At 72.7% G+C, this 12,933-nt stretch carries 11 protein-coding genes; 4 read left to right on the forward strand and 7 right to left on the reverse strand.

What is annotated here, in order from left to right:
• Nucleotides 1–6 precede the first annotated feature (6 nt).
• On the forward strand, nucleotides 7–1,599 hold the full coding sequence (gene aceB, locus AB0G59_RS25870) for a malate synthase A (protein WP_360916113.1): 1,593 nt from the start codon (nucleotides 7–9) through the stop codon (nucleotides 1,597–1,599).
• Entirely contained in the window at nucleotides 1,596–2,465 is an 870-nt protein-coding gene (locus AB0G59_RS25875) for a 3-hydroxybutyryl-CoA dehydrogenase (protein ID WP_360916116.1), read from the forward strand. Before aceB ends, AB0G59_RS25875 begins: the two co-directional genes overlap by 4 nt.
• A 55-nt stretch (nucleotides 2,466–2,520) precedes the next feature.
• On the opposite strand, the gene AB0G59_RS25880 is transcribed toward AB0G59_RS25875, so the two are convergent.
• Nucleotides 2,521–2,979: a pyridoxamine 5'-phosphate oxidase family protein gene (locus AB0G59_RS25880; protein WP_360916119.1), complete on the reverse strand. Its 459-nt coding sequence runs from the start codon at nucleotides 2,977–2,979 to the stop codon at nucleotides 2,521–2,523.
• Nucleotides 2,980–3,180: 201 nt separating this feature from the next.
• On the opposite strand from AB0G59_RS25880, the gene AB0G59_RS25885 reads away from it, so the two are divergent.
• A complete protein-coding gene (locus AB0G59_RS25885; RefSeq protein WP_360916122.1) occupies nucleotides 3,181–4,002 on the forward strand; it encodes an SDR family oxidoreductase in 822 nt (273 codons plus the stop codon).
• A 60-nt stretch (nucleotides 4,003–4,062) separates the two neighbouring features.
• Here AB0G59_RS25885 and AB0G59_RS25890 read toward each other — a convergent pair whose 3' ends face one another.
• Both AB0G59_RS25890 and AB0G59_RS25895 read right to left on the reverse strand, forming a co-directional pair.
• Entirely contained in the window at nucleotides 4,063–6,420 is a 2,358-nt protein-coding gene (locus tag AB0G59_RS25890; protein ID WP_360916125.1) for a collagenase, read from the reverse strand.
• A gap of 214 nt (nucleotides 6,421–6,634) precedes the next feature.
• Entirely contained in the window at nucleotides 6,635–7,600 is a 966-nt protein-coding gene (locus tag AB0G59_RS25895) for a LysR family transcriptional regulator (protein WP_360916128.1), read from the reverse strand.
• Between the two features lie 104 nt (nucleotides 7,601–7,704).
• Here AB0G59_RS25895 and AB0G59_RS25900 point away from each other — a divergent pair, with 104 nt between their 5' ends.
• A complete protein-coding gene (locus AB0G59_RS25900) occupies nucleotides 7,705–8,922 on the forward strand; it encodes a peptidase M6 (protein WP_360916131.1) in 1,218 nt (405 codons plus the stop codon).
• Nucleotides 8,923–9,004: 82 nt separating this feature from the next.
• Here AB0G59_RS25900 and AB0G59_RS25905 read toward each other — a convergent pair whose 3' ends face one another.
• Genes AB0G59_RS25905 through AB0G59_RS25920 form a run of 4 tightly spaced genes read right to left on the reverse strand, consistent with a single transcriptional unit; the run spans nucleotide 9,005 to nucleotide 12,922 of the window.
• Nucleotides 9,005–9,988, reverse strand: coding sequence for an ABC transporter ATP-binding protein (locus AB0G59_RS25905; RefSeq protein ID WP_360916134.1), 984 nt, complete (start codon nucleotides 9,986–9,988; stop codon nucleotides 9,005–9,007).
• Nucleotides 9,985–11,001, reverse strand: coding sequence for an ABC transporter ATP-binding protein (locus tag AB0G59_RS25910; RefSeq protein ID WP_360916137.1), 1,017 nt, complete (start codon nucleotides 10,999–11,001; stop codon nucleotides 9,985–9,987). The genes AB0G59_RS25905 and AB0G59_RS25910 overlap by 4 nt, the downstream gene beginning before the upstream one ends.
• On the reverse strand, nucleotides 11,001–11,987 hold the full coding sequence (locus AB0G59_RS25915) for an ABC transporter permease (protein ID WP_360916140.1): 987 nt from the start codon (nucleotides 11,985–11,987) through the stop codon (nucleotides 11,001–11,003). The genes AB0G59_RS25910 and AB0G59_RS25915 overlap by 1 nt, the downstream gene beginning before the upstream one ends.
• On the reverse strand, nucleotides 11,984–12,922 hold the full coding sequence (locus AB0G59_RS25920) for an ABC transporter permease (RefSeq protein WP_360916143.1): 939 nt from the start codon (nucleotides 12,920–12,922) through the stop codon (nucleotides 11,984–11,986). Before AB0G59_RS25920 ends, AB0G59_RS25915 begins: the two co-directional genes overlap by 4 nt.
• Nucleotides 12,923–12,933: the final 11 nt, after the last annotated feature.

Consider the following 12,933-nt stretch of genomic DNA (forward strand, 5'->3'; position numbering starts at 1 on the left):
ACCCGCATGTCAACCACCGCTCTGACCAGCACGGTCCAGGTCCTCGGGGCACCGGGCGACCGCCACGACGAGATCCTCACCCCCGAGGCGCTGGACTTCCTCGGCCGCCTCGACGCGGCCTTCGCGAACCGGCGCTTCGAACTGCTCGCCGAGCGCCGCCGGCGCACCGAGCGGCTCGCCTCCGGCACCCCGCTCGACTTCTCGCCCGCCACCTCGGCCGTCCGCGCCGACCCCACCTGGCGGGTCGCCCCGCCCGCACCGGACCTCACCGACCGCCGGGTGGAGATCACCGGTCCGCCCGAGCGGCGCATGACCGTCAACGCCCTGAACTCCGGGGCCCGGGTATGGATGGCCGACTTCGAGGACGCCACCGCGCCGACCTGGGACAACGTCATCGCGGGCCAGCTGAACCTGCGGGACGCCACCGAGCGCCGCATCGACTTCACCACCCCGGACGGCAGGGAGTACCGGCTCGGCGACACCCCGGCGACCATCATGGTCCGCCCCCGGGGCTGGCACCTCACCGAAGCGCACCTCGTCGTCGACAGCCGCCCCCTGTCCGCCTCGCTCGTCGACTTCGGCCTCTACTTCTTCCACTGCGCACAGCGCCGGATCGACGCCGGCAGCGGCCCGTACTTCTACCTGCCCAAGCTCGAGAACCGCTCCGAGGCCCGGCTGTGGAACGACGTCTTCGTCCTCGCCCAGGACCTGCTCGGCATCCCCCGCGGCACCATCCGCGCCACCGTCCTCATCGAGACGGTCACCGCCGCCTTCGAGATGGAGGAGATCCTCTACGAGCTCCGCGAGCACAGTGCCGGACTCAACGCGGGACGCTGGGACTACCTCTTCAGCCTCATCAAGAACTTCGGCCACCGCCCCGACTTCGTCCTCCCGGACCGGGCGAAGGTCACCATGACCTCCCCCTTCCTGCGCGCCTACACCGAACTCCTCGTGCGCACCTGCCACAAGCGCGGCGCCCACGCCATCGGCGGCATGGCCGCCCACGTCCCCAGCCGCGACGCCCAGGCCAACGAGGCGGCCCTGGCCACCGTGCGGCTCGACAAGGAACGCGAGGCCGAGGACGGCTTCGACGGCTCCTGGGTCGCCCACCCCGGCCTCGTCCCCGTCTGCCGCGACGTCTTCGACGGCGTCCTCGGCGAGCGACCGCACCAGATCGACCGCACCCGCGACGACGTCCACGTCACCGCCGCCGACCTCCTCGCCGTCCGCCGTACCGCCGGACCGCCCACCCCCGAGGGCGTCCGCTCCAACATCGCCGTCGCGCTGCGCTACTTCGACGCCTGGCTGCGCGGCAGCGGGGCCGTCGCCCTGTACGGGCTGATGGAGGACGCCGCGACCGCCGAGATCGCCCGGTGCCAGATCTGGCAGTGGATACGCCACGGCGCCGTCGACCGCGACACCGTGCTCGCCCTGCTGGACGACGAGGTGGCCGCCCTCGGCGGGGAGTGCCCCTGGGCCCGCCCGGACGAGGTCCGCGCCCTCTTCACCCGCACCGCCCTGGGCCGGGACCTGCCCGCGTTCTTCACCCCCGACGCCTACGCCCGCCATCTCGTCGTCCGGCCGGAGGCACGCTCATGAGCGGCGCCATCACCCGCGTCGGGGTCGTCGGCGGCGGACAGATGGGCACCGGGATCGCCGAGGTCTGCGCCCGGGCCGGGCTCGACACCGTGGTCTGCGAGGCGGACGCCACGGCCGCCCGACGGGCCCGCGACCAGGTGACCGCCTCCCTCGAACGAGCCGTTCAGCGGGGCAAACTGGACCGGCCCTCCGCCGAGGACGCCCTCACCCGCCTCGCCTTCACCGCGGGCCTCGACGACCTCGCCGACCGCCAGCTCGTCATCGAGGCCGTCATCGAGAACACCGACGCCAAGACCGAGGTCTTCGCCGCCCTCGACAAGATCGTCCAGGACCCCGGCGCGATCCTGGCCACCAACACCTCCGCCATCCCGGTCATGCGCCTCGGCATGGCCACCCAGCGCGCCGACCGCGTCCTCGGACTGCACTTCTTCAACCCCGTGCCCGTCCTGCCGCTGGTGGAAGTCGTCGCCTCCCTCCACACGGCCGCGGAGACCGTCACAGCCGTCGAGGCCTTCGCCCGCGACACCCTGGGCAAGGCCACGATCCGCTCCCAGGACCGCACGGGATTCGTCGTCAACGCCCTCCTGATCCCCTACCTCCTCTCGGCCGTCCGCATGGCCGAGTCCGGCTTCGCCACCGCCGCCGACGTCGACGCGGGCATGGAACTCGGCTGCGCCCACCCCATGGGCCCGCTCAAGCTCGCCGACCTGATCGGCCTGGACACCGTCGTGGCCATCGCCGAGTCGCTGTACGACGAGTTCAAGGAACCCCTGTACGCCCCGCCCCCACTGCTCCAGCGGATGGTGGAGGCGGGCCTGCTCGGACGCAAGACGGGCCGCGGGTTCCACACCTACGACCAGGGCTGAGGGATCCGGTACGCCGCACCGCCGCGGGCTGAGGGGCCCGCGGCGGCGCGCCGGTTCACACGACCCAGCGACCGTCGCGCATCAGATGCCGGCCCGTGAGCTCGCGCTCCTCGTGCCACGCCTGCACCGCCAGCGGCACCACCTTGAAGAACGCGTACGACGCACCGCTCCTCCGGGGATCCCAGCCCGTCTTCACCACGAACGCCTCCACCGCCGCGGCCGGCACCTCCGAGGAACCGAACGTCTCCACCGTGCCGTCCACGAGCACGACATCACGCGTGTGCCCCAGCGCCAGCCGGGTCCGACCGCCGTGCCGCAGGTTGCGACCGGTCGGATTGCCGGCCCGCGTGGACAGCCAGATCGCCTCGCCGTCCCACACGAACCACAGAGGCACCAGACACGGCACCCCCTCGGCATCGGCCGAGGCCACCCAGATGTCCAGCTCGCGGCCCAGCCGCTCCAACACGTCGCGCTTGCGCTGCTCCGGGGCACGGACCGGCTCGTTGATCTCCATACGGCCCGACGCTACCGGCGCGGACGCGCGCGGCGCGTCGGGCCGTGGGCGTAGGGCCAGGGGCGGATGCGGGGCTCCGTCCCTGGCCCGGCCGCCCCGCGTCCGGCCCAGGAAGACGACCGCACCCCGGACGGGTGATTGGCACATGCACGTAAGCTGGCCGCGCAGGCTGCACGTGACCACTTCGGAGGCTGAACCACCATGGCGGACCAGCGAGTTTTCATCGTCACCGGCGGGGGAACGGGCATCGGCGCCGCAACCGCCCGGCTGCTGCGCGAGGCCGGGCACGAGGTGGTGATCTCCGGGCGGCGGGCCGAGGTGCTGCAGCGCGTCGCCGAGGAGACCGGGGCCCTGGCCCACCCCTCCGACATGGGCGACCCCGAGGCCGTCGAAGGGCTCGTGCAGAGGACCGTGGACACCTACGGCCGGCTGGACGGCGTGGTGCTCAACGCCGGTGTGGCCCGCGGGGGCGGCGTCGGCGAGCTGTCCGTCGAGGACTTCGAGACCGTGATGCGGATCAACGTCACCGGCCCCTTCCTGCTCCAGCGCGCCGCGCTGCCGCACCTGTTGGAGGCGCGCGGCTCGGTCGTCGCCGTCGCCTCGGTCTCCGCGCTGCGCAACGGCAGGGGCAACGCCGCGTACGCGACGTCCAAGGCGGCGCTGCTCCAGCTCTGCCGCTCCCTCGCCGTCGACTACGGGCGGCAGGGGCTGCGGGCCAACACGGTGTGCCCCAGCTGGGTGCGCACCGAGATGGCCGACCGGCGGATGACGCGCTTCGCCGAGGAGGTGGGGCCGGGCGACGGCGGCATCGACGCGGCGTACGAGGCGGCGACCTCCCTCGTGCCCGCCGGCCGCCCCGGCGACCCGAGGGAGGTCGCCGAGGCGATCGCCTGGCTGCTCTCGCCCGCCGCCTCCTTCGTCAACGGCGCGGTGCTCACCGTCGACGGCGGGGTGACGGCCGTGGACCCCGGCACCGTCGCGTTCGACTTCCATATCGAACCGCGGGCGCGCGAGGGGCGCTGACCCCTCGCGCGCGCCCGGCCCCGGGCCCGCGCCGATGGGCAGGCCCGGGACGCCGGTGCGTCAGCCCCGCAGCGGGCCCTCGCAGCTGAAGTCGGCCGATCCCGCGGCCCGGCCGGACCAGATGTCGACCTTGCCGAACGAGCAGTTCATGTCGGCGAAGTTGTTGGTGCCCTTCTTCGTACGGTCGAGGATGAAGTAGTCGACCGTCTCGGACATGTCCTTGAAGACCAGGTCGGCGTTGCCCGGGTCGCTCAGATTGGCGGTGATGCGGCCGGTGCAGGTGAAGCGGGGACGCCCGGGGGCCTCGTCGGTGCGGCATTCGGGCGACATGCCGGTCGTGGCCTTGAAGGACGCGCGGACCGTGGCGGGGTGGCCGGCGTCCAGCTGACCCACGGGCGTGAACGTGGTGTTCGGCACGTACAGGTCCTTGACCTTGGCGATCTGCTGGTCCAGGAAGGCGTCGTAGGCGCGCTGAACGCCGGTGTCCCTGCCGAGCCGGTCGCGCCAGGCGTCGAAGCCCGCGACGTCGTTGGCGCGGATACGGTCGTACATCTCCCTGAGCAGCGACGGCCGCTCCGACCACAGGAACTCGAAGAACGTGCCGGCGTAGGAGTAGAAGCGGAAGCCGTCCCGGTCGTACTCCGCGTGCAGCAGCTGGTACACGCTCATGCGCGGCTTGGTGCCGCCCGCCGTGTCGTTGATGATGCTCTGGACCAGGGACTTGCGGACCTTGATGCCGTCGTCGCGAGTGGCGCCGTCGAAGAACTCCGCCGTGCCCTCGTCCATCGCGGTGGTGCGGTCGCCCTGGTACCAGGGGCCCTCGCCGAAGCTGCCGGGCACCGCCCAGCGGCCGTTGAGGTAGTGGGTGTACTCGTGGCGGAACAGCTCCTCCAGCGTGAGCGTGGAGTCCTGCGGCACGCGGCGCTCGTACGTGTAGAAGGTGGCGCCCTTCTCGATGTAGATGCCGCCGTTGTTGGTGGCCATGCCCGTCAGCAACGGCTGGTAGATCTCGTAGTCGGCGCGCGAGGCGTACAGCACGATGTTCAGCGTGGTGTTGGTGTCGCCGGCCAGCGGCTGATCGGTGCCCAGGACGCGGTGGAACTGCGCCTTGACCTGCTTGCTCGCGTAGTAGAGGCGGTCCACGGTGGTGCGCGGCAGGGCGGTGCGGACCTTGATGCCGCCGTTGTCGTACGTGTAGGTGTTCGGGAAGATGCGGCGCTCGATGTCCGCCTTGCACACCCCGTACTGCTTGCACATCTCCAGCTCGTTCAGCCAGGTGACGATCTTGCCCCAGGGGGCGCTGCCCTGGCCGAAGTTGCGGGCGACGGTGTCCAGCACTCCGCCCAGCGAGGAGCTGATCTCACTCTTGACCGCGGCGACCTGGCTGAGCCGGCCGTACTCGTTGAGCGCGTCGCGCACCACCCACTCGTTCTCGGCGCCCTTGAGGTGGGTGTGGCCGGCGAAAGCCTTGAGGGCGGCGCGGTAGGCGGGGTCGGCGGCCACGGCCGCGTCGAAGGCGGGGTCGTCGTTGTAGACGCCCAGGTAGCCCACGGACAGCGCGCCCAGCGCGGCGCCGCCCCAGGACCGGTCCTTCGCGGTGTCGGGGTGGGAGGCGTCCATCGTGCCCAGGACCCGCTTGATCAGCGGCAGCTGGTGGTGGCGCAGCCCGGGGGCGCTGGCGGCGTAGAGGGCCTCGCGCAGGGTCTCGGCGTTGGTGCGGGTGGCATCGAAAGTGCGCGCCGCGACGCCGAAGTAGTGGACCGCGCGACGGATGGCCTCGACGGTCTGCGGGTCGGTGTGGTCGATCTCGTCGTGCGAGAAGTCGTGGTAGGCGGCGGCGTGGAGGTAGGTGAACATCTCCAGCACGTGGGTGCTGTTCTTCCCGTCGTGGGAGGAGCCGTAGCGCTCGGCGCGCTGCGCGACGGCCCGCACGTGCTCCTTCGTCATGACGCGGGCCAGTCGCTGGTCCCAGGTCCACAGGATGTCGCGCAGACAGCCGTCCGCGGTGACGGCCGGGTCGGCGAGGAAGTCGGCGAACTGCTCGGGGCCGAGCCCGCTGACGCCGTCGAGCGTGCAGGGAACGCCGGCGCCGCCCACCGTGGCGCGCGGGGCGAGGGACTTGGCCTTGCCCTTGCCGTCCTTGCTCTGCGGGGTGGCCGGGCCCGGGACGCGGGCCCGCGTCTGCTCGCCCGGCCCCGTCGCGGTCAGGTCCGCCGGCTTGGGGGCCTTCGCCAGGCGGGTGACCTCGTCGAAGGGGTTCGGCTCGGCCGCGGCCTGGCGCGGCGCGGCCGTGGTCGGCGCGACGGGGGAGGGGGCGGCGGGGGAAGCCGCGGAACCGGTCTGGACGGCCGTGGCGCAGAGCGTCACGGATATCGCCGCGGTGAGCAGGGATCTGCGCAGGGTTCTCGACTGGAACACCGATGACTCCTGTGTGGGAGGTGATGGGGGGTTACGCATGGGGCGTCATATGCCCTGCGACGGAAGGCGCCTGAGGGGCCGATGAGCCGCCATGTGATGCGTAACGTAGTAATGTGAAATGTTACTGACAACCCCTCAGGCGCAATCGGTTGTTCACATCGCGGTGCGGAAGACCTCGCTCCGGAGCGCGCCCGGGCTGCGGAAACCCTCCCGATCAGAGCGTCAACCGGGCCCAACCGGGGTTGCGCGCACGCCACTTGGCGTAGGCCGGGGCGTCGGCGCACGTGCTCAGATATCCCGCACCGACCCTGCGGAGGATTTCCTCGCCGTGCGCGGCGAGCGGCCCCTCGCGATGCCAGGCCAGTACGTGGCGGTACCACAGAGGGTTGCCGGACAGTGGACGGACGGTGACGCCCGGCACCTCGATGAAGGTCGCCTGGCACAGGCTCACGGCCAGCCCGGCCCGCACCAGCTCCACCAGCTGACGGCCCTCGGCCTCGTACGGGCTGCGGGGCTGACTCCCCGTCAAGGCACACACCGACGACCAGTACTCCCCGGTGCGGTCACCGTCGGGGCGCGGCACCGCCCAGTCCTCCTCCACGAGCCGGCCCAGGCTCACCTCCTCCCGCTCGGCCAGCGGATGGGAGGACGGCAGCAGGGCGAAGACGGGTTCGGTGACCAGCGGCCGCAGCTCCACGTCGCCGCCGGCGGCCAGCTCCTGGCCGGGGTGGTCACCGAGCGCCGCGGCCTCCAGGCGCCGCGCGGCGAGGTCGTCGAGGAGCGCCACGGGGGAGTACCGGCACCGCGCGGTCACCTCGGCCCCGGGCAGCACCGCGCGGATCGCCAGGAGCAGATGGCCGAGCAGCGGAGCCCCCACCGACCCGACCCGCACCCGCTGCGGCGCGTCCCGGCAGCGCGTCGCGCGGGCGGTGTCGGCCAACAGGCCGTCGACACCCGGCAGGATGGCACGGGCGCGCCCGAGCACCAGCTCCCCGAACGCCGTGGCCACCACGCCGGCGTGCCGGCGCTCGAACAGCGCCCCGCCGAGCATCGTCTCGATCCGCCTGAGCTGGGCGCTCAGCGCCGGCTGCGACATGCGCAGCGCCGCGGCCGCCCGGGTCAGGCTGCCGGCGTCCTCGATCGCGCACACCACCCGCAGATGACGCAGCTCGAGATCCATAGCGCGGATGTTATGAACCGGCGTGAGCTTCCCGACAGGTCCGGGTCCGCCCCACGCTTATGCCAAACATCACACCTGCACACGACGGGGGTTGAGCCCGAACCATGAGGAGAATCCATTCGCCCCGGCCGGTGATACCGGCCCTGCTGGCGGCGCTGCTGGCCGCCGCGCTGCTCCTGTGCGCGCCGCCCGCCCGCGCGGCCGCCCGCGCCGACCTCGCCACCGGGACGGCGGACAGCGCGTCCCGGTGCGCCCTGCCCGGCAGCAGCACCGGCTGGACCGACGAAGGAAACGAAGGACACGACACCGACTACTCCGTCTTCCGACGCCCCACCGGTGCCATCAGCGTCGGCATGATCTTCGTGGACTTCCCCGACGCGCCCGCCACCGAATCCCCGGCCTCCGACGCCGCCCGGATCACGCCCGGCGCGGACTGGCTGTGGTACGCCTCCTACGGCAACGCATGGCTGTCCATCAGCCAGAACCAGCGCTGGGCGCGCATGCCGCACCGCTCCACGGACTACGGCTTCGCCCGCGGCCTCACCCACGAGACGCACGAGGCGTACATCAAGGACGCCGTGGCCGCCGCGGACCCGTACGTCGACTTCTCGCGCTACGACATGCTCTACGTCGTCCCCACCCGCAACGCCTCCGCCATCTCCTTCAGCCCCACCTACATCTACGAGCCGGGAACCCGGGGCGTGGTCGCCGACGGCAACCGCCTGAAGTGGACGGTGACCTTCGGCCAGGACATGTGGCGCTGGGACCGCCGGCTCGTGGCGCACGAGAGCGCGCACACCTTCGGCCTGCCCGACCTCTACGCCTTCGACGCGGCGGACGACGCCCACCGCTTCACCGGCGGCTGGGACGTCATGGGCCTGATCGACGGCGCCGGATCGCAGTACTTCGCCTGGCACTCGTGGAAGCTCGGCTGGACCGCGGACAGCCAGGTCGTCTGCCGGGCGTCGCCGGGCAGCGACACCGTCCGGCTGACGGCCGTCGAGTACGGCAGCGGCACCAAGATGGCCGTCGTCCGCACCGGCCCGACGACCGCCTACGTCGTCGAATCCCGGCGGGAGCGCTCGGGCGCCTGCGCGACCGGGGCGCTGGTCTACAAGGTCGACTCGTCCGTGCCGACCGGCAAGGGCCCGGTGCGCGTCATGGACGCCAACCCCTCGGCCACCCCCGCGAGCGGCTGCCGCCCCCTGGACGACGCCCCTTACCGGGCGGGCCGGTCCTTCACCGACCCCGCGGCCGGCGTCCGCATCGACGTCCTGGGCGCCGACGCCTCCGGCGACACCGTTCGCGTCACCAAACGGTGAACCTCCCCGAAGGGCTGTGCCCTGGATCCCCCCATGGAACCAGGGCACAGGCTCATCGGCACGGGCGCGCGGCCCGTGGCGCTCAGGCCGCGTCGGGGAAGTGGCAGGCCACCTGCCGTGCCTCGCCCGGTGCCGCGACCCGCAGCAGCGGCGCCTCGGTCCGGCAGACCTCCTGCGCCTTCGGGCAGCGCGGATGGAAGGTGCAGCCGGGCGGGGGAGACGCCGGACTCGGTGGGTCGCCGAGCAGCGTGATCCGCTCGCGGGTGCGTTCGGCTGCCGGATCCGGCAGCGGCACGGCCGAGAGCAGGGCCTGGGTGTAGGGGTGCGCGGGGGCCGCGTACACCCGTTCCTTGTCGCCGACTTCGACGATCCGCCCCAGGTACATCACGGCGACCCGGTCGCACACCCGCTTGACCACCGACAGGTCGTGGGCGATGAAGAGGCAGGCGAGCCCCAGCTCCCGCCGCAGCCGCTCCATCAGATTGACGATCTGGGCCTGCACGGAGACGTCGAGGGCCGAGACGGGCTCGTCGGCGACGATCAGCCGTGGGCCGGTGGCGAGTGAGCGGGCGATGCCGATGCGCTGCGCCTGACCGCCGGAGAACTCGTGCGGGTAGCGGTCGAGGTGCTCGGGGATGAGCCCGACCAGCTCCATCAGCTCCGCCGCCCGCCGACGGGCGGCGGCAGCGGAGGTGCCCTGCACCAGCAGCGGGTCGGCGATGATCCGGGCCACGGTCTGGCGCGGGTTGAGGGAGGAGTGCGGGTCCTGGAAGACCATCTGGAGTTCCCGGCGCAGCGGTTTGAGCTCGCGCCGGCCCAGGTGGCTGATGTCGCGGCCGGCGTAGCTGATCGAGCCGCCGGTGGGCTCCAGGAGCCGTACGATCATGCGGCCCGTGGTGGACTTGCCGCAGCCGGACTCCCCGACCAGGCCCAGGGTCTCGCCCGCCGCCACGTCGAAGCTGACGCCGTCGACGGCCCGTATGGTCGCCGCGCGGCCGCGCCGGCCGGGGAAGGTCATCGTCACGTCGCGCACGCGGAGCAGGGGCGCGGCGGCTGTCGCGGTCATCGGGTGCCCTCCCGGGCGTGTGCGGTGGTGTGCAGGGGGAGGTGGCAGGCGACCAGGTGCCCCCGGGACGGGGTGAAGGCGGGCCGGTACTCCTCGCAGCGGGCGCGGTCGTGCGCGGACGCGGCCGCCGCGCGCGGGCAGCGCGGTGCGAAGGCGCACCCCGCGGCCGGGGTCAGCAGAGAGGGCGGGCTGCCGGGGATCGCCCGCAGCGGGGCGTCGTCGCTGTCGTCGAGGCGGGGGAGGGAGTCGAGCAGGCCCCGGGTGTAGGGGTGGGCCGGGTCGGCGAACAGGTCGTCCACCGGGGCCTGTTCGGCCGCCCGGCCGCCGTACATGACCAGCACCTCCTGGGCGACCCGGGCGACGACGCCGAGATCGTGCGTGATCATGACGACGGCGAGCCCGCGGTCCTGCTGGAGGCGGGCGATCAGCTCCAGGATCTGCGCCTGGACGGTGACGTCGAGGGCAGTGGTCGGCTCGTCGGCGATGAGCAGTTCGGGTTCGCAGGCGAGTGCCATGGCGATCATCACGCGCTGGCGCATGCCGCCGGAGAAGTGGTGGGGGTACTCGCCCGCCCGGCGTGCGGGGTCCGGGATGCCGACCTCGCCCAGCATGTCGACGGCCCGTTTGCGGGCCGCCCGGCGGCCGGAGCCGAAGTGGACGCGGTGGTGTTCGGCTATCTGCTCGCCGACAGTGTAGTAGGGGTGGAGGCTGGAGAGCGGATCCTGGAAGATCATCGCCATGCGGCGGCCCCGCAGCCGGTTCAGCTCGCGCTCGGGCAGTCCGGTCAGCTCCTGCCCGTCGAGGACGACGGAGCCGGTGACCTCGGCGCCGGTGTGCAGGCCCATCACGGCCAGGGAGGTGACGGACTTGCCCGAGCCGGACTCCCCGACGATGCCCAGGGTGCGGCCGCGGTGAACGGAGAAGCCGAGGCCCTCCACGGCCCGGACCGGGCCGCGCCCGGTGGGGAAGGTGACGGTCAGGTCCCGTACGCGGAGCAGGGGTTCGTCGGCCATCAGTACCTCACTCGCGGGTCGACGACGGCGTAGAGCAGGTCGACGGCCAGGTTGGCGACGACGATGAAGGCGGCGGCCAGGAGCGTGACGCCGAGGATGACGGGCTGGTCGCCGGTGGACAGCGCGCCGTAGAAGAGCCGGCCGATGCCCGGCAGGCCGAAGAGGGACTCGGTGATGACCGCGCCGGCCAGCAGCCCGCCCAGGTCCATGCCGAAGAGGGTCAGGACCGGTGTCATGCCCGCCCGCAGCCCGTGCTTGACGACCACGGTGCGGCGCGGCAGGCCCTTGGCGCGGGCGGTGCGGATGTAGGGCTCCGCCATGGTCTCGATCATCGAAGTGCGGCTCTGGCGCGCGTACATGGCGGCGTACAGCACGGCGAGCGCCAGCCACGGCAGGAGCAGGTTGGACGCCCATTGAAGGGGGTTGTCGGCCAGCGGTACGTACTGCGGGTACGGCAGCAGCCCGGTGGCCCGGATCAGGCCGTAGATCAGCATCATCGAGGTGAAGTAGACCGGCAGGGAGGCGGCGGCGACGGCGCCGACCATCAGGGCGCGGTCGGTGAGGGTGTCCTTGCGCAGGGCCGCGGTGACGCCGGCCGTCAGCCCCAGGAGCAGCCAGAGCGCGGCCGCGCCCACGGCGAGCGAGGCCGACACCGGCAGGCGGTCCATCAGCAGGTCCCAGACGGCCTCGGAGTTCTCGTAGGAGTAGCCGAGGCAGGGGAAGCGGCAGTGCAGGGCGTACTGGCCGCTGCCCATGGTCCGGCCGGTGAAGATGCCGGTGACGAAGTCCGCGAACTGCCGCCACAGCGGACGGTCGAGGCCCATGTGGGCGCGGATCGCCTCGAGCCGGTCCGCGCTGCACGACTTGCCGCAGGCGGCGGCCGCGGGGTCGGAGGGCAGGACGTAGAAGATGGTGAAGGTGACGGCGGCGATGGCGAGGAGCACGCCGGCGACGGCCAGGAGCCGGCGGCCGAGGTAGAGGATCATGTGCGGGCGCTCCTCGGGTCGAGGACGTCGCGCAGGGCATCGCCGAGCAGGGTGAAGGCGAGCACCGTCAGGAACAGGCAGCTGCTCGGGATGACGAAGTACATGGGATCCGTGTCGTAGAAGGCGACGCTCTCGGCGATCATCTGCCCCCAGGAGGGGGTGGGCGGACGGACGCCGACGCCCAGGTAGCTCAGGGCCGCCTCGGTGGCGATCATGCCGGGGACGATCAGGGTGGTGTAGGCGATGACGGGCCCGAAGACGCCGGGGAGGATGTCGCGGGTGAGGATGCGCCAGGGCCCGGCGCCGCCCACGCGGGCCGCGTCGACGTAGGCGCGGTGCTTGAGCGAGAGGGCCTGGCCGCGGACGACGCGGGCGATGCCGGGCCAGCCGAACAGGCCGATCACCGCGGTCATCAGCATGATCCGGTTGACGTCCTTGGCCACCGACATCATGGCGATCATGAAGATGAGGGAGGGGAAGGACATGGTGAGGTCCATCAGGCGGGAGAGCACGGCGTCGGTGCGGCCGCCGAAGTAGCCGGCCGCGAGGCCGGCGGCCGTCCCGGCGACGACGACGATCGCGGTGGCGGTCAGCGCGATGAGGAGGGAGACCTGGGCGCCGTGGACGACGCGGGCGAAGAGGTCGCGGCCCGTGACGGGCTCCACGCCGAGCCAGTGGTCGGCGGAGACGCCGCCGAGCGGGCCGATGGGCCGGCCGCCCAGGTAGGGGTCGACGGCGGTCTTGTCGAACTCTTCGGGGGACCAGCCGCCCAGGGCGCTCAGCAGCGGGGCGCCCGCGGCCATGAGCAGGAAGAGCGCGACGACGGCGAGGGAGACCTTGACGGAGGTGCGGCGGCGCAGTTCGGCGCGGGCGAGCCGCCAGGGGCCGCTGCCGGCGGGGACGGCCGCCGCGGGTGGGGGCGTGGTGGTGGTCATGGCGTACCGGC

This window comes from Streptomyces sp. NPDC021096 (assembly GCF_040641275.1).
Lineage (GTDB): Bacteria > Actinomycetota > Actinomycetes > Streptomycetales > Streptomycetaceae > Streptomyces.

Excerpts from the sequence above, each read along its gene's own strand:
- aceB (WP_360916113.1), top strand. The coding sequence starts at position 7 with ATGTCAACCACCGCTCTGACCAGCACGGTCCAGGTCCTCGGGGCACCG.
- AB0G59_RS25875 (WP_360916116.1), top strand. The coding sequence starts at position 1,596 with ATGAGCGGCGCCATCACCCGCGTCGGGGTCGTCGGCGGCGGACAGATG.
- AB0G59_RS25880 (WP_360916119.1), bottom strand. The coding sequence starts at position 2,979 with ATGGAGATCAACGAGCCGGTCCGTGCCCCGGAGCAGCGCAAGCGCGAC.
- AB0G59_RS25885 (WP_360916122.1), top strand. The coding sequence starts at position 3,181 with ATGGCGGACCAGCGAGTTTTCATCGTCACCGGCGGGGGAACGGGCATC.
- AB0G59_RS25895 (WP_360916128.1), bottom strand. The coding sequence starts at position 7,600 with ATGGATCTCGAGCTGCGTCATCTGCGGGTGGTGTGCGCGATCGAGGAC.
- AB0G59_RS25900 (WP_360916131.1), top strand. The coding sequence starts at position 7,705 with ATGAGGAGAATCCATTCGCCCCGGCCGGTGATACCGGCCCTGCTGGCG.
- AB0G59_RS25905 (WP_360916134.1), bottom strand. The coding sequence starts at position 9,988 with ATGACCGCGACAGCCGCCGCGCCCCTGCTCCGCGTGCGCGACGTGACG.
- AB0G59_RS25910 (WP_360916137.1), bottom strand. The coding sequence starts at position 11,001 with ATGGCCGACGAACCCCTGCTCCGCGTACGGGACCTGACCGTCACCTTC.
- AB0G59_RS25915 (WP_360916140.1), bottom strand. The coding sequence starts at position 11,987 with ATGATCCTCTACCTCGGCCGCCGGCTCCTGGCCGTCGCCGGCGTGCTC.
- AB0G59_RS25920 (WP_360916143.1), bottom strand. The coding sequence starts at position 12,922 with ATGACCACCACCACGCCCCCACCCGCGGCGGCCGTCCCCGCCGGCAGC.